Source organism: Litorimonas haliclonae (assembly GCF_965138505.1).
Classification (GTDB): domain Bacteria; phylum Pseudomonadota; class Alphaproteobacteria; order Caulobacterales; family Maricaulaceae; genus Litorimonas; species Litorimonas haliclonae.
In genome coordinates this window covers 27,989-43,341 of the sequence record NZ_CBCSCO010000008.1, presented here as the reverse complement: position 1 = coordinate 43,341, position 15,353 = coordinate 27,989, and the positions used below count along the sequence as shown (strand labels likewise).

The window sequence follows — 15,353 nt, the reverse complement described above, 5'->3', positions numbered from 1 at the left end:
GCCGTAGAAAGAAAGATTTTTGAATAGGGCATCCGCCCGATTGGTCTTTCGCAGACCGTTTGATACACAAAATTCAACTAATTCTGGTATCCAACACTTAAATCCTTTCGGTTTTCTCTGGGGGCAATATGAGACATTTAATGACGACTGCCTTTTTGGCAACTACGTTGATCGCGACCTCCGCCTGTGGACAGGGGTCATCAAGGTTTGAGGAAACGGGCACGTTGACGCTGGAAATTAATGGCCAGAGTCATACACTCCACACTTATTTCGATACGGAAAAATCCCGAGACAATATCCAGATCACAAATCTCCCTACCATGAAAATGATTAGCTTTCGAGCCTCGGAGCTTGGGGACGATGGAAATCCAGCCTATCCCCGTTTCTCAGCTAATATAGGACCTTATACAGGCGATACAGCCGACGAATTAACATTTGAATGGTTTACAAAGGATTCCATGTTCTTCGCAAACTCCAACAGCAGGACAAACGGACAGATTGGTGAGTTGAGCTATGATGAAGCGACCGGCGAGTTGAGCTTTTCATTCAACGCTCCGGAAGTCGTCGAAATGATCCGGACAGGCTCTGCGAATAACGACAGTAATTATCACCCCCCAAAAGATGGTCGCATAATTTCGATTTCCGGAAATTACAAAGGAAAAGCCGTCTCCAGTAAATAGTCTTCAAGTGAGGGCCTGATTCCACTAATTTTCCTGCTCCTTCAAGGTTGATTGCTAAGACAACCGGTCCATACCACCTCTTCATTGACATAGTAATATGATGAAATCAGAGATTGGGTGGCCGCCCTAGCTGCAAGTCGTAACATGTTTGCTAGATTTGGAGACTTTATAGCGAATGTCCCACGACTCGCAGAGGTACAATACTCATATAATAGTCATATTCGTCAAAATTAGTCCGTAAGCTCAGGTTATGATACAGTTTTAATGGTAATTAATTGTCTAATCGGCGTGAGGAATAAATAATTTATATGTGAATAGAAAACCTAGGGCATAGGCCCTGATTTCAGTAGTTCAGGGATGAGGCGTGTCCTAGCTATAATACATCCTTCAAACGCAAATTCGCCAAAAACAACTCTAAACTTCACAGCAATTCACTCTCGGTGGGTACGGTAAGTATAATAAATCCGCTATAAGATTCTTTATAAAATCGTACTTTACCATTGGTGGCTTATATCCCCAATACAGACCTTAGCCTAAACCCTCAGTTGGTTTGTGCGATCGGTAATTTGCTATCATTTATCTAAGCACCCTCACGCTTCAGAGTTGAATTTCTTGTTCAAAAACCCGTCCAGCAACCAACTTGCCCGAAAACTCATCTTTGCCTCCAGCTTTCAAGACAACTAATGTGCAGTTCGCTTAACGGAGGTTTGATGGCTAGCTAAAATGGCTCTGTCGTAGGTAAATAACCAACAACCTAATGACGATAAAGACTGAAGTGGTCAAACCTGTTGCCATGCTAACAAGTTTCTATTAGTTAGCATGGTAACACAAAGGAACTTAGCATGCGTATCTTCGCCAAGATCACCCCAAAACCCGAATTTTCCGACCAAGCCATCGATGCAGTCATCGACATACTTAGTGCTACACGCGCAGAGACAGGCTGTCACAGATTTGACCTGTTCACGTCTCCCGATCGCTCGACGCTCTATCTCGATGAAGAGTGGGCAAACGCTGATGCTCTCGCCTTCCATCATGCACAGCCCTACACAGTTGCTGTGTTTAAGTCCTATGAGGAGTGGCTCGCCAAGCCGCCAGAATTATTGGAGCTTGTCCCGGCTGCGCAGTCAACAGGGGCATAAGCGTGTTCTTCCTCAAGGCACTCCCAACACGCGCCATGGTAAAGCGCTACGTCGGCAGAACGGGGACTGGCGAGGCTGACACGGTGATCCAAGCCCTTGCCATGATGCACAGCGCGAGCCAGCTCATCCGTGAAATCGAAAAGCACTTTGCTTTTCATGCCCTGTCGCAACTCAAGTTTCTCGTGTTGGTCGTGATCGACCGTGAAGACACGCCTCACGGTATGCGACATGCGGACGTGTCCGCTCGCATGGATGTCAGCAAGCCTGTACTAAGCCGTTCGGTGCGAGCCCTGGTCAACGCAGGGCTCGTTTCCGAAGCAGCCGACGATTTAGACGCTCGGTCGCAAAGGCTCAAGGTCACAGAAACAGGGAAGTCGAAACTGGCGCTTGTGCTGCCAGGATATTTCGAGATCATTCAACAACATATGAAACCCGACAGTCATAGCGTAGAAGTTAAATCCGATACCAGTGATGAGGTTGCGCAATGAAGACGGCCTTGACTGTGCTGTTTTCGTGGATGGTGGTTTACTTGGTCGTTACGCTAACGCTTGTGGGTTTCGCCGCATTGGGTGTCAGCTTAGTTCTACCTGCCCAAACATTCATCCTCACAGCAGTGCTCGTACCCAGCATGGTCTTAGTGATTGGCCCTGTATCCGCCAAAGCAGCCTCGAAGCTGTGCACCTAAAATGGCTCTTGTCCATCAAACCACCGTTTGCCGGACAAAGGTATGAGCTGAGGTCAGCTTTGCCCCCTTAACCGAAGTCATCAACTCCATTCAATGTCGTTGGTAGATATCTTGCCACTCGATCACGCCTGCTCTGCACATCTGCTAGCTCCCGCTCCAGCCTCTCAAATAATGGCCAAACCGCATCGCCCTGTGTGTCAATGATCCGCGCAAGGACACCAGGTCCATATTCCAAATCCTCAACACTGACAGGCTTACTCATCTAGCGTTGCTTCCGCCTCAACCTCTCCGCCGTCCTCACGCTCACCAGGCGCAGGCCTATGCAATAGCTTTAACTCCTCTGCCGTAAAGAAGGCGCTCTCGTCAGCATAGACATCCTCAAAGGTCCCAAAGAGGCTCTCCGATGTCCGTTGGAGCCGCGCCTTCAAATTCTCGACAAGATCATCAAAGAGTTTATCGCCGCGCGCGATAGCGGCGGCCTTCTCGGCTTCTGGCAGCTGCGGCGTGACGCGCATCGTGTAGAGCATGAAAGCGGCCATGGCTTCTGACTGAATAGCGAGCTTCTGATTAATTTGTTCGCTCTCTCGGGTCATACGATCAAGCCGCCTGATTATTGCGCTGTTATGTTCGAGATTATAGTCTTCCGAGAGATAGACCTTCAGCGCATTATTCACCGTGTCCGAAATCGACACATGCGGGCGGGTCGTCGCAAATTTAAGCTTGGCGTATGTGTCGTGATCGACACAGGCGCGCACGCGCGGTTTGGATGTGGTCATGGTCGTCTCCTATTGAAGATCGTAAAATGAGCCTAAAACCGATTTTCAGCTAGGGTAGTAATTTCAGGAAATTTACCATTTGCGAGAGAATATAGGGGTTTCCGGGAGTTTCGCTAAATCGACAAGCCTCGATCCCGTTGTCTGTCCCTGACATCCCAACTGATGCCACCCCCTCTGCTCGCACGGCCTATGATGCTCAGACCCCGGCGGCGTTCCATAATAGGCCGCCATGGAACCAGCGTGAACTCTCGTGATTTTTCTATGACGGCGAACTTACCGCTTGGTTGTTCAATCGTGCCTTTAAAAACACCTTCGATGTGGGACGCGCCTGATGAGGAGGCATACGGCTTGCCCATGTGGTTCTCTAAGGCCTCTCCTGTCTCCTTAAAGTCCATCGCTTTCAGCTGGTTGATAGAGCGCTGGAGTAGACGATCCTTATCTCCAATCGCAAAGCCCATTTGCCTTAACGCAGCGCGGCGCTGGGCAGCGGCGGCTAATAGCTCTCTGCTGGTCCGATCATCCTCAAGGCTTCCCCGTTTTAATTGTTCGTCCAGCCATGTTGCCCCGCGCGCTGTTTCCATTTGGCTAAGAGTCAGAACATTATCCCGAACGAGCGGGACTGGCAGTCGCTTGGCGAGTTGTTCGTGATACTCTCTCACGCGATCCAAAAAATCATCAGGGATATCCCAAGCGCCACTCTTAGTCTTGCTGACAACATTGGCGCGGCCCAAAGCCTCCAACCGCCGCTCATGGGCTCTGGTATATTCCTCGGAGTTATTCTCCACGAGATGGACATGGACGGGCGAGAAGACGCCGTCATGTCGCTTGGCATGAGCAAGGATGTTTCTGTCTGCTTGTATAGGTTCAGGATCAAAAGCTTGAACCGTGACAGCTTGTCCGACTTTCAGCGAGCTAAAGAGATCATCTTCCTCAACCTTGGCGTAGAGCGGCTGGCCGCGCAAAGTCTCGATCACCACAAAGCCGCCTTCGCGGGTATCATCCGGACGTCCGAAGCGCTTCACAATCCCAGCCTGTGACTGCGCATTCGATGCAGCGGGGTCAAAGATGGCATCTGCACCCAATCTCAACTCAGCGCTCCGCTCTCCAAAAGTACGGTGCAAGGTTTTGATGATGTCGTTCTGCTCGCCCATCCTTGTTAGCGTCTGGGTGAAGTCTGGTTTGATGCGCCATTGCCCGCGCCCTTCATATTCCGCCAAACCCATCCGCTGAAGCGTCTTAATGCGGCGCGCCATAAGTTGTTTGCGCCAGGGCTGGTTGGGTCTCACAGGCTTTCGCAAATCGAGGGTTTCGCCGTCGCGTGCACGGTCAATCATCTTGTCTAAATCTGTCTTGTGTTGCGCGTCGATTGTGCGCGCGAGCTTGGCACGTTTTTCCAGCCCGCTCTGCGGCCCAAGCTCGAGGCTCGCAATCTCCTGCGCCCGCTCTTTCATGCCGTGGGACATGTACTGGCGTGGGATAACCAAATCTTTTCCGTCATCGCGAACGCCGCGCACGAGTAGATGTGTATGCGGCTGGGCCGTATCGTAATGATCTATCGCGACCCAATCCAGCTTCGTTTCAAGATCGCTTTCCATCCGCGAGACAAGTTCTCTTGTGTAGCCTTTCAGGTCCGCCATCCGCTCCGCATCTTCTGGTGAAACCACAAAGCGAAAATGATGGCGGTCGCCTTTGCAGCGATCTCGAAAACTATCCGCGTCTACGTCATGGATAAGCGAGCCGTAAAGCTTGCCGGGGCTGGCGTCCTTTTGCGTCGCGTCTCGCTCAAGATAAGAGAGATGGTCTTTGAGCTTTGCCGCGCCTGTGCCTGCCATGCGTTTGATAGAGGCCTGAACAATAACGCGGCGATGAAAATGCCTTTGGACGGTTCGGCCTGGGCGGCTGCGATAACTTCTCGACCTTCTGTCTCGACGCGGTGTTAGCGAGTCTAGAAAACTTTGTGGACGTTTAGGACGAACGCGCCTCTCAGTTGAGGCCCCACGCCGTCCCATTTGAACGCGAAAATCATTTTCTCTGTCTTGGCTCATCTGTCTGCTCATTTAAGGGTTCAGACAGTCTAATTAGGGGTGGGCCTACCGTAAGTTTCAAGGCTTAAAGGGAAAAATAATAAATGGTGGGCCTAAGGCTTCCCGCAAAAGCTCCACCAAAAAAGATGTGCAGACAAAGGACTAACCCTTAGGTAGGCCGACCTGTTTTATCTTGCCCTCACTATCGTCTACCCAATACCTACTTTTCTATTTAATTGCCGCCATCGCGTCTATGTCGTCTGGCGGGCCTGACGGAGCCGCCCACACGAGCGGAGGCAGGCGCGCCAGACTCGCCGCAAAGCGGCGAAATACTCGGTTAAACGTTACTCATAGCATTATTTTGATGTCCGTCGAACGCATCGATTCCATAAAGAATCCAATCACGCTTATACGTATTCAGGAAGCCTTGGACGACATACGACAGAGCATCTTCCGCCGCCTTAATACCGGACTCAACCTCATCATTGGAAGTGTCTTGCTCTGGCCAAGCCGAACTAAAGTACGACGACCTCGAACTTGAGATATTGTGATACTCTACAACTGCGTTTCTTATATCAAATAGACCGACTACGAATTCAGCACAGGCTATAGCAGTTTTTTGATCTGAGCTTCTTTCCTCGGCAAGATACGATTTAGAGCCTTTTGCAATAACCACCTTGGTGATTTTGTAGGCCATCAACAGATCTATATATGGTAAGAGCTCATCCAGATCAGAACTAAATCCATAGTCAAAAACGTTCCCAGCAATCATCCAGTCAAAGATTTTTTCCAGAGTCTCTCCCTCTCTTTTCAGTAGATCATTGGAGCGATGTTTCGCTCTTTCAATCAACCAAGGAAGCAGAGCGTCTGCGTATTTTTCGATCCAACTATTGACGTCAATCTCGGCACAAAACTTACTCGGGGCAAGCAAATACTCTCCGATGACCTGGATTAAAAATTGGTTGTGACCTGTATCAGAAACGCTTGTTTGTATTAAGGAAATTGCTCTATTGAGACCCTCGCAGTCACGATCGTAGAACAGAATGGGAGTAAGGATATAAGCCGCAAATGCGTTCCCATCCTCGATAAACATTGAGAGTTTGTTTCTAGCTTTCCCAACTGCTGCATAAAAATTTTTGCCTCCGACATTCAATCCAAATAGCGAAGTCGATTCCTCATCTTTAGGAAGTATTGCTAAATAATACAGGGTATCTCTGTAATTATCTCTTGCTGAAAGGTACTGGTTGTTCGCTTCGATCAAGCTGTTTTCAATATCTTTAAGCGCTTTCTCAACGGGAGAGTCTGTTCGCTTCTTACTCTTGCTTTCTAACGGATTAGGTTCAAAATTTGTCAGATCAGGGTTCTCTTGCAGAACTCGATTGATCACCTTAACAACCGTGTTGACTGGCACCTGAAAGAACTCTCGATTATTTCGGAGGCGTACGCCAGTGCTCTGTAATTCTGAGTGAATTAAACTCTCCGCATAGGAAGGGTCAGTTACCTTTTCACTAAACACATTCATGAACGGGGTTGCTATGCCAGTTGGCAGACTTAATTCTCTAATCCGGTCATCAACCGATCGCGTCGTCATCCCGATTTTCACTAAATTGGGCATCGAAGGATTGATTAGGACGTAAATGTAGCCATGTTTGGAAGTCATATTCGCTCAGTTCGTTCTGCGTTTAATGAATCAAGCCGCTACCAGAGGCTCAATCCCAGAGACATCCGTTGTTGCCTTTACTGCAACGAGATCGTGATTGACCTGCATGTTCATCCAATAGGCTGGCGTTGTGCCAAAAGCTTTGGACAGACGTAAAGCCGTATCAGGCGTCATCCGTGTCTCGCATTTCACAAGTCGCTCTATGCGCGTGCGCGGAACACCTAGGCGTTTGGCAAGCGCGATTGCGCTCATCTCAAGCGGGGTGAGATAGAGTTCCTTGAGCACTTCGCCAGGGTGCATCGGGTTTTGTAACAAGCTCATTTCCATCTCCTCTAGTGGTAGTCGACGATCTCGACATCTTCAGGGCCGTTTGGCGTCCAGCGAAAACAAATTCGCCATTGCCGATTAATTCTTACAGAGTGTTGCCCGGCCCTGTCGCCTTTCAAGGCTTCCAAATGGTTGCCCGGCGGAAAGCGTAAGTCTTCCAATTCAACAGCCGCATCTAACGCGGTTAGCATGGCTTTCGTGCGCTTCACCAAGTCAGACGGGAAACCTTTCCCAAATGAACCCGCCATAGCGCGTTCCGCTAATTTGCCTCTTACACTCTGTATCACTGAATATATGTATCACTTCATGATACATTTTGCAAGAGCTATAAATGTTCATCAGCAACCGACAAAAATGGGGCACAAAATGACCCATTGGGCGGGCTACATTGTGGACTCTTGACCACTCTAACTAATTGTTTTATATAGTAAAAATCAAAATGATTTCTTCCGTGTGGGGGCACCATTTTCCTGACATTGCGAATTGCGTAAGACCTTGAAAAGTCTCGGGAAATCCCTCTTTCCTGTACTTTCCACACGGTAACTCGCGCGATTTGCCTCACTTCTTGCCTTACAAAAGGCATACACAGGAGATGGCAGGATGAAAGCGATTAGACGCCCCGACCAATACTTACGTTTGCGCGGTGACATATGGCATTATGTGCGGCGCGTACCCAAGGCCGTCAGCCATATTGATGACCGCACATTGATATACCGTTCGCTCGAAACAGACAGCCGCAAGGTCGCCCGCCAACGGCGAGACATATTCGCCTATGAAGACGAACTCCGCTGGAGTGAGGCCACGCCGAGCCGTTTCAAAGTGACGCCACGAGAGGTCGCCTATCGCGACGTCAGCCATCATGCCCGCGCCTTAGGCTTCAATTACGAGCCAATGGACAGCTTGATCTCGCGCGATACGGTAACGGACTTACTGCAACGCTTGCAGGCTTTAGGGCCACTAAAAGAGGCTCCAGAACAAAGAGAAGAACAGGACGTCGATGCTCTACTCGGTGTCGCTAAAACGCCTACCGCAACCATCAGCGAAGCCATGGAGCTTTACCTCTCCGAGATCGTGGCTGACGAACTCGCAGGTAAATCACCGGAGCAAGTGAAGAACTTTTCCAAAATCAAACGTCGCGCCGTGGCAAACTTCGTTTCTATTAACGGCGATATAGACATGCGGGATATTACGCGTGAACATGCCCACGCCGTGCGCAAATTCTGGCATGAGCGCATCCATCCTAAGGACGGCTCCAAGCCTATGAGCGGGAGTAGCGGGAACAAAGACTTGGGCAGTCTGCGTAAATTATACCGCCGATATTTCGAGCATATAGGCGAAGAAGAACGTGAAAACCCGTTCCGCAACATGCGGTTCAAAGACAAAATTCTAACGAAGGTCATGCCATTTAAGGATGATTGGGTTCGGTCACGCATCCTCTCGCCCGATGTGTTTGAGGGCCTAAATCGTGAAGGCGCTCTGCTCTGTATGGCATTGATTGAGACGGGATGCAGACCAAGTGAACTGGCCAATATCAGGCCAGAGAACATACGGCTGGAAGCCGAGGTTCCGCATATCCGTATCCGTCAAACCAAAGACAGAGAGCTAAAATCAGGCGCATCCGTCCAAGATATTCCGCTGGTCGGGGTCGCTTTGGAAGCCATGCGTCATGCTCCGAGCGGTTTTCCGCACTACCGAGACCGCAGCTACCTATTGAGCGCATCACTCACCAAAGCGTTCAAAGCGAGAGACTTATTCCCGACCAAACAACACCGCATTTATAGCTTTCGGCATAGCTTTGAGAACCGCATGTTAGAGGCTGGATTGGACTTTGGATTGCGTTGCACGTTGATGGGACACCGCAACCCACGCCCTGAATATGGGGATGGAGGGTCACTCGCTTACCGCCGAGACGAGCTGTTAAAGATAGCACATCCAGTGAGCGCAGAGCTACTACAAAGCTATCCTTTCAAGGGCTAAGTTTTACCGATTTACGCGGCTTTATCTACGTCAGATAAGAGCGTGGCCAGCAACGCCTCGCGGTCGTCCAGTGCGTCATATTCTTGTTTTAGCCGTTCAAGAACGGGCCAATATTTTGGGCCGTATCGCTGAACAAGTTGCGCCGCGATAGTCATACCGCGTTTAATATCAGCGCGAGACGGCGAGACTATTGGTGCGTTTGGCGATATGTTTTTGGCTTTTTCCACGCAGGGATTATAGCGCAATCACCGCGTTTTTTACGAAGAAAAGAGGTAGATAATTTGAGTGTTGTGGGTCAAATAGTTAGCGATATAGATGCAACAAAATCTAGGCTTCGTATTCATAGCATTTAATCTGACTCTTCGTTCCGTAATAAAGGCACCCCTCTGAGAGATACAAAGGAGTGGTAATTCTCTTCTCGGAATTCATACGACTTACTTCGTTAGACGTAGAGACCAGCTTTACCGCACCTTGGGCACCAGCTATGATATAATGCTCATCATCCAGTTTTGTAGCAATCACATCAGACCAAACATTGTGCTCAATTGGGGTCTGCCAAACTCTTTCTTTTTTCGCTCTATTCCACAGGCAATAAGAATCTTTGGTGTCACGAAAGACTATTTCGTCTCCAAAAAAACAAGGTATATTAATTTCAACTGACGTTGGCGAAATGCTTTCCACAGTTTGTGACAAGTCTTTCGAACTAAATTTTAACAACTCGCCTCGACCAGTCAAAAACGTAATTTCCTCACCAACAAACCTATATGAGTGACCTGCATCAACATGGTGAATATCTTCAGGTAGTGACCTTTCGTTGAGCAACTTTCCAGATTTTGCATCTAAAAGTTTTATAAGATTTGTAGAATGATTGACGGTAACAATGCGGTCTTTGCTAAGGAATGAAGGGACAGAAAACTTCTGTAATTCGCCCGTTTTCATCTTATGCAACCATAGTAGTTGACCCGTTCTAAGGTCATAGGCACGAAGGTCGGTATACCCTCGCCACCCACCGGTCAGTACTATATTTTCGTGTACTTTGACATATCCCATATAAGGAAAATGGAATTTTCGTTGCGAGATCAACTCTCCAGTTTCTTCAACAAAACTGCACAATCCGTCACCACTAGACATGTAAAATATCTTGCCATTAGCAAAGTTAAGCAAGCCGTAGCCATCAGTTATCTTGTTAGACCAAATGCTTTCACCAGAAATGGCGTCAATTTTAGACAACCTCTTAACACGTTCGGTGATGTAAATATTAGCTCCATGAAACATCACAGATTTGGGGTTAAGTGCGAAGTGTAAGTTTCGTTCCCATTTAAGATGAAATTTCATCTGCTCACTTTACAAGCATCTACAAACAAAACAATTGTTTAGCTTTTTGATTACGAAATATCTGTCGCCTTGCGGCGAGTCCAACGCCCCTGCCTCCGCTCGTGATGGGCGGCTCCGGCAGGCGCGTCGGACGGCACTATTTTGAGAGAAAGCAATTAATCAGATAGGATTGGAGCTTGGGGAAAGATTAGAAAGAAAAGAGCTTTAGCAAGATAAAGCGAACCCCCCATTTGGGGGCACTTCGACGCTAAAGCTCTGTTTTTGCTTCGCTATTGATGGTGTCACGTTTTTGGCAACTCATGTGCTGTGCCTCCAAAATGCCTCTATCCCGCTAAGACTCGGAAAGTCCCGTTTCCTTGCAATATCTAGGCGGCTTTCCTCAGGACAAAAGCACCCATCTTGCCCGATTATGAGGCATGTCAGATGAAGATGATTTTCGCCTAGGAGCCAAAGCCCGCAAGACCAGCGGCAGAGCTGTCGAGGTCAACATTCCAGCAAACTATAAGGGCTTTCATGAAGGGGTTCGAACTGCATTGGTGAGAGGCAAAGCCGTCTCTGGGCGGCGTACAATGACGATACCCTCCAAACCCCGCACAGGACGCTTCAACGCACGCGGCAGAGGACGAGCAGCCTTGGAGCGCGGCATTGGGCCGAAGCAAGCCTGGCGCATCCATCGCGCCACAGGAGACCGCTACCGCGCCCGCCGCGCCATTGTGAAAGTGCGCGTGGTGAAACTCCGCAATGCTAAGCTTTCTGTTTCTCGCGGACACTTGGCTTACCTCCAGCGCGAAGGCGCGGGTGTGGAGCGAGCCGAGGGATTGGACGGCTCGGCGGAACTCACCCCAACCAGAGGCCAGCTCTACGGCCCAGAAGACGGTGTTGAGGTGGACGGACGGGATTTTGTCGCCCGCTCACAAGAGAGCTTTGACGGACGCGGAGACCCGCACCAGTTTCGGATTATGATCTCGCCCGAGGACGGGGCGGAACTGGCCCGCGTAAACGGCGACGGCACACCGAACCTTAAAGACACAACACGGGCGCTCATGGCTCAGATGGAAGAGGACTTGGGAACGCGGTTGGATTGGGTGGCCGTTGATCACTTCGATACAGCCCACCCGCACACGCATATCATTGCGCGGGGCGTAACCCACGACGGCAAAGGCTTGAACATTGCAGGCGAGTATATCTCACGTGGTATTCGCGGACGGCTAGAGGAAGAATTGACCCGTGAGCTAGGCTGGAAGTCCGAGCTAGAAATCCAGCAAGAGATGAAGCGCGAAGCGAGCGCCATGCGCGTGACAAAAGCCGATAGGCATATCGCGGACGGGATGGACAAAGTGACCAATGTGATTGATCTACGCGCAGGGTCAGCGGCGAGCACATTTGGCAGGCACTCATCCATGAACCGCCACATCCTTGTTGGAAGGATGAACCACCTTGAGAAGATGGGTCTCGCACAGCCGACGGATAAAGGCCGCTGGCAGTTAGACAAAGACGCCTTCAAGACCCTTGGACAGATTGAACAGCGAGAGCAACTCAACAAAGACATTCACGCCGCTATGGAGCGGGCAAACATTAAGCGCCCTGTCCGTCTATGATGGCCGCACAGACTATGACGGCAGCTTATCCAATCGCCGTGTCATTGGCCGCGTGATTGCAAAGACGCTTGGCCGAGACGAAGGCATGAACCTAGACGCCAAAGGCGGCGGCAAGGTACGGTTCATTATCGACGGCACTGACGGCTATGTCAGCACAGTTGAAACAGGCATGGACACGCGAGCGGGCGAAGCCGCCAAGGTCGGTTCTATTATCGAAGTCTCACCGCCCAGCTTGCGGACTGTTGATCGCAACATACAGGCTCTTGCGATAGGTAAGGATTATCACGGCAAGCCGCGTGATGGGCTAATCGGCAATTACGCGATAGCGACAAGCGGGCCGGATGACTGGACAGACGGCAGAGGCAGCAGAGGCGCAGCCCATATAAGGGCACATAGGTTGCGCCTAGCGACACTGGCGGAAGCGGGCGTGGTAGAAGTCGTTAGCCAAGACAAAGACGGCGACCCCTATGAATGGCGCGTGCCGAAAGACTTTGAACAGAGGGCTATTGCACTCGACATGAAACAGGGCCGCGCATCAGGCGTGAAGCTGTTATCTGTTCAAGACCTGGAAGCCCAGCTCGACAGCCAAGGCTCAACGTGGCTTGACCGCTCGCAGGTGAGTTGGAGCAAAGGCGCGATAGATCAGATGTGCTCAAACCAAAGTGCCTTTGCCAAAGAGCTAGATGCTGCTTTCAGGCGAAGACAATCATGGCTCATGCAGAGAGGCTATGCGCAAGCGCGTCCAGATGGAACTGTTAGCTATCAGCGCGGCTATGTTAAAGCTTTAGAGCAAGAAGGGTTCAGCGCTGCCACGCAGAAGCTGGAAGGCATCACAGGCAAGCCGTTCATCGCCGCCCAAGCAGGACGGCTTATCGAAGGCACCGTCAAACAGAAATACGAACTCACCCAAGGCCCCCATGCTTTGATTGAGACGCAACGCGCTTTCTACCTCGTCCCGTGGGAAAGCGCACACGTGCAGAGATGGGGCAAGCGCATCAAAGGCCGCGTGTTGAGCGGCGGCGGTATTGATTGGGATGCGGGGCGTAATCGAGGAATTGGACGGTGAAACAAAAAGGGAGCTACTTTGTACTATAAAATAAGTCACAAAAACAGAGCTTTAGCGTAGAAGTGGGCCACAATGGCCGCTTCGCTTTATCTTGTTTCGCACCTAACCTGACCCTTTTTCGAAATAAGAGTTAGTTCAATACTTGCTAAGCTCAGCTTTTAAGTCAGTAATAATTTGACAAATTTCAATATCGACACCTCCGACGCCATCAACATAAAAAACTGAAAGCCCATAATTAGATGCCTGCAATTCGGAGACAAACATATCCAAAAACTCATCTAGCAAAATAGCCTTAGGTTCAAAGTCTATCCAGTCACCTGTAGCGTTTAAAAGCGCATATTCTTGTTGAGGCCATAATGGTACAAGTTTGTTATTCTTATCGTCTTGGGTGGTCGCCCAGCCGTCAGAAAACAGACCCCAGACCTCTTCATAGTCAACGACCTTTTTAACAAAATGGTTGTATCTTTCGGGTGCGTTTAGTTTCAAAACTGCGGCTATTTGTTTGGCACTAATCACTCGACTGGTCTTTCTTTATTCTTGCGACCATTATTATCAAACCTATGTTGTGTCTTATGATCTGCTCTATTTTGCAAATTAGAGTGTTTGTAATCGTATCCTTTTGCAGCTTCACGTCCACGTTCATGAGCCATCTCTTTTCCAGGAGGTACCCGAATATTCTTTCTTTGTCCTCTCGCTATTGAATTGCGTTCTTGCTTAATCCAACCTCTATCAGCTTTTCCTAGTTTGGGGTCGTCGCCTAATTCCTTTAACCTAGCTTGTTTGCCAGTTCGTCCACAATTATGTACTAGAACCCTATTCTCACCAACGAAGTAAGTCTCAAAATCAGCAACAGTGATATTATATGTCCCGTCTAAACGTTCGGTCTCTAGAGCGGATGTTATCGTCATGGTCTGATTATCAGCAGTCGTGACAACCATTCCTGCGGTTAGCTCGTCTGTCCGTTTCCAACTGCCGACACCAGCTTCACTAATAACCCACCAAGGATGTTCATCGGTAGTTTCAAAACTTTCGGAAGAATCATTCGCTCCTGACAGGCTGACCGTCCAGATAATGCGGTCATGTCGTGGAATGAACGCCGTAACCTCTTTGTAAGCTGTTTCCCCAGTTGCGGGGTTTCGGGAGAGGACTAAATCCCCCACTTTTATATCTTCAATTGGACGAAGACCATCTTCGGTTTCTACCAGTGTTCCTTCAACGAAACAGCAACCGCCCAGCAATTTTTTCGCGCCCTTGGCCTCATCTCCAAACCCAGTCGCGAGGTCAAAGAGCGCGAAAGCTTTGTCACCCAATGATGCGTTTGAGTCTAAAAGAGTTGCGCCATTTTCAACATAACTTAGCGCTTCGTCTTGCAACGCTCCCTTCAGGTTTCCGCCATTTTTATAAGTGCGCTTGCCGACATTATAGACGGATTTGACAAGTTTAAGGAACTCACCATTGGGGTCGGTTGCGTTAATCGGGTCATTCCAAGTGTAAGCGTAACGATTGAACTGACCGGGGTACGGTTGGTCCAAGAAAGTCACCGGATCCACACTCAGGAACCGTCCCAATACCGGATCATAAGAGCGGGCCTGCATGTAATTGAGCCCTGTGGCGCTGTCCTTGATGTGCCCCGTGAAGCCCGCTTGGTCTTTGAGTGAGGCGGGATTGTCCATCGCAATACCAAAGGGCATATAGCGCTCGCGCTCAATAGAGCCGCCTTGTTTCCACACCGCGACAGGCGAGCCCAGATATCAGAGAAGCTATAAATTGGCGTGGTCTTATTCTCCACGCGTGCGATGGCCATGCCATTGAGCTTAACGTAATCCGTGCGCTTTTCGGGGACGGATTGCGCTTGCGCGTCGGTATAGGGGCGTTCATCAACATGGACTAGCTGACCTGCCATATTGTAAACATTATAAATCGTCCTCCCGTTAACGACAGACCGAACCCGTTTCAGATTTCCGTCATGGGCACGGAGCGGTCGTAATCGACACAGCGTGACGATTGCAGCGCAGCGCCGCAAGCGCGAGCGAGCGGGCAGAACCGCATTATCATTCGCCGCGGGAGGCGGAAGGTGAGAGATATC

General features: G+C 49.7%; 16 protein-coding genes. 6 read left to right on the top strand and 10 right to left on the bottom strand.

From position 1 onward, the window contains the following. Nucleotides 1-140: 140 nt before the first annotated feature. The 3 genes from ACNA05_RS13675 (at nucleotide 141) to ACNA05_RS13665 (ending at nucleotide 2,307) form a co-directional block, all read left to right on the top strand. Nucleotides 141-680 (top strand): hypothetical protein, encoded by a 540-nt coding sequence (locus ACNA05_RS13675; RefSeq protein ID WP_415812080.1) that lies wholly within the window; start codon nucleotides 141-143, stop codon nucleotides 678-680. Between the two features lie 842 nt (nucleotides 681-1,522). Next, nucleotides 1,523-1,819 carry a putative quinol monooxygenase gene (locus ACNA05_RS13670; protein WP_415812078.1) on the top strand — a complete coding sequence of 99 codons (297 nt, stop codon included), beginning with the start codon at nucleotides 1,523-1,525 and terminating at the stop codon, nucleotides 1,817-1,819. 2 nt (nucleotides 1,820-1,821) lie between these two features. Further along, complete coding sequence (locus ACNA05_RS13665) at nucleotides 1,822-2,307, top strand: MarR family winged helix-turn-helix transcriptional regulator (protein WP_415812077.1); 486 nt, start codon at nucleotides 1,822-1,824, stop codon at nucleotides 2,305-2,307. Nucleotides 2,308-2,571: 264 nt separating this feature from the next. On the opposite strand, the gene ACNA05_RS13660 is transcribed toward ACNA05_RS13665, so the two are convergent. The 6 genes from ACNA05_RS13660 to ACNA05_RS13635 form a co-directional block, all read right to left on the bottom strand. Continuing rightward, on the bottom strand, nucleotides 2,572-2,766 hold the full coding sequence (locus ACNA05_RS13660; RefSeq protein WP_415812076.1) for a hypothetical protein: 195 nt from the start codon (nucleotides 2,764-2,766) through the stop codon (nucleotides 2,572-2,574). Continuing rightward, nucleotides 2,759-3,280 carry a hypothetical protein gene (locus ACNA05_RS13655; RefSeq protein ID WP_415812075.1) on the bottom strand — a complete coding sequence of 174 codons (522 nt, stop codon included), beginning with the start codon at nucleotides 3,278-3,280 and terminating at the stop codon, nucleotides 2,759-2,761. Before ACNA05_RS13655 ends, ACNA05_RS13660 begins: the two co-directional genes overlap by 8 nt. Nucleotides 3,281-3,393: 113 nt before the next feature. Next, nucleotides 3,394-5,325 carry a DUF3363 domain-containing protein gene (locus ACNA05_RS13650; RefSeq protein WP_415812074.1) on the bottom strand — a complete coding sequence of 644 codons (1,932 nt, stop codon included), beginning with the start codon at nucleotides 5,323-5,325 and terminating at the stop codon, nucleotides 3,394-3,396. Nucleotides 5,326-5,641: 316 nt separating this feature from the next. Then, a complete protein-coding gene (locus ACNA05_RS13645) occupies nucleotides 5,642-6,964 on the bottom strand; it encodes a GIY-YIG nuclease family protein (protein WP_415812073.1) in 1,323 nt (440 codons plus the stop codon). 30 nt (nucleotides 6,965-6,994) lie between these two features. Beyond that, on the bottom strand, nucleotides 6,995-7,285 hold the full coding sequence (locus ACNA05_RS13640) for a HigA family addiction module antitoxin (RefSeq protein WP_026942729.1): 291 nt from the start codon (nucleotides 7,283-7,285) through the stop codon (nucleotides 6,995-6,997). An 11-nt stretch (nucleotides 7,286-7,296) separates the two neighbouring features. Then, nucleotides 7,297-7,578: a type II toxin-antitoxin system RelE/ParE family toxin gene (locus ACNA05_RS13635; RefSeq protein WP_415812072.1), complete on the bottom strand. Its 282-nt coding sequence runs from the start codon at nucleotides 7,576-7,578 to the stop codon at nucleotides 7,297-7,299. Between the two features lie 313 nt (nucleotides 7,579-7,891). Between ACNA05_RS13635 and ACNA05_RS13630 the strand changes: the two genes are divergently transcribed. Further along, nucleotides 7,892-9,268 carry a DUF6538 domain-containing protein gene (locus tag ACNA05_RS13630; RefSeq protein WP_415812071.1) on the top strand — a complete coding sequence of 459 codons (1,377 nt, stop codon included), beginning with the start codon at nucleotides 7,892-7,894 and terminating at the stop codon, nucleotides 9,266-9,268. Between the two features lie 11 nt (nucleotides 9,269-9,279). Here ACNA05_RS13630 and ACNA05_RS13625 read toward each other — a convergent pair whose 3' ends face one another. Both ACNA05_RS13625 and ACNA05_RS13620 read right to left on the bottom strand, forming a co-directional pair. Beyond that, entirely contained in the window at nucleotides 9,280-9,495 is a 216-nt protein-coding gene (locus tag ACNA05_RS13625; protein ID WP_415812070.1) for a hypothetical protein, read from the bottom strand. Between the two features lie 100 nt (nucleotides 9,496-9,595). Then, a complete protein-coding gene (locus tag ACNA05_RS13620; RefSeq protein ID WP_415812069.1) occupies nucleotides 9,596-10,603 on the bottom strand; it encodes an outer membrane protein assembly factor BamB family protein in 1,008 nt (335 codons plus the stop codon). Nucleotides 10,604-11,019: 416 nt separating this feature from the next. Here ACNA05_RS13620 and ACNA05_RS13615 point away from each other — a divergent pair, with 416 nt between their 5' ends. Then, nucleotides 11,020-12,201: a DUF3363 domain-containing protein gene (locus ACNA05_RS13615; RefSeq protein ID WP_415812068.1), complete on the top strand. Its 1,182-nt coding sequence runs from the start codon at nucleotides 11,020-11,022 to the stop codon at nucleotides 12,199-12,201. Further along, entirely contained in the window at nucleotides 12,122-13,267 is a 1,146-nt protein-coding gene (locus tag ACNA05_RS13610) for a DUF3363 domain-containing protein (RefSeq protein WP_415812066.1), read from the top strand. The genes ACNA05_RS13615 and ACNA05_RS13610 overlap by 80 nt, the downstream gene beginning before the upstream one ends. 135 nt (nucleotides 13,268-13,402) lie before the next feature. Here ACNA05_RS13610 and ACNA05_RS13605 read toward each other — a convergent pair whose 3' ends face one another. Beyond that, on the bottom strand, nucleotides 13,403-13,783 hold the full coding sequence (locus tag ACNA05_RS13605) for a DUF2750 domain-containing protein (RefSeq protein ID WP_415812064.1): 381 nt from the start codon (nucleotides 13,781-13,783) through the stop codon (nucleotides 13,403-13,405). Beyond that, complete coding sequence (locus tag ACNA05_RS13600; RefSeq protein ID WP_415812063.1) at nucleotides 13,780-14,958, bottom strand: RHS repeat-associated core domain-containing protein; 1,179 nt, start codon at nucleotides 14,956-14,958, stop codon at nucleotides 13,780-13,782. Before ACNA05_RS13600 ends, ACNA05_RS13605 begins: the two co-directional genes overlap by 4 nt. Between the last annotated feature and the right edge of the window lie 395 nt (nucleotides 14,959-15,353).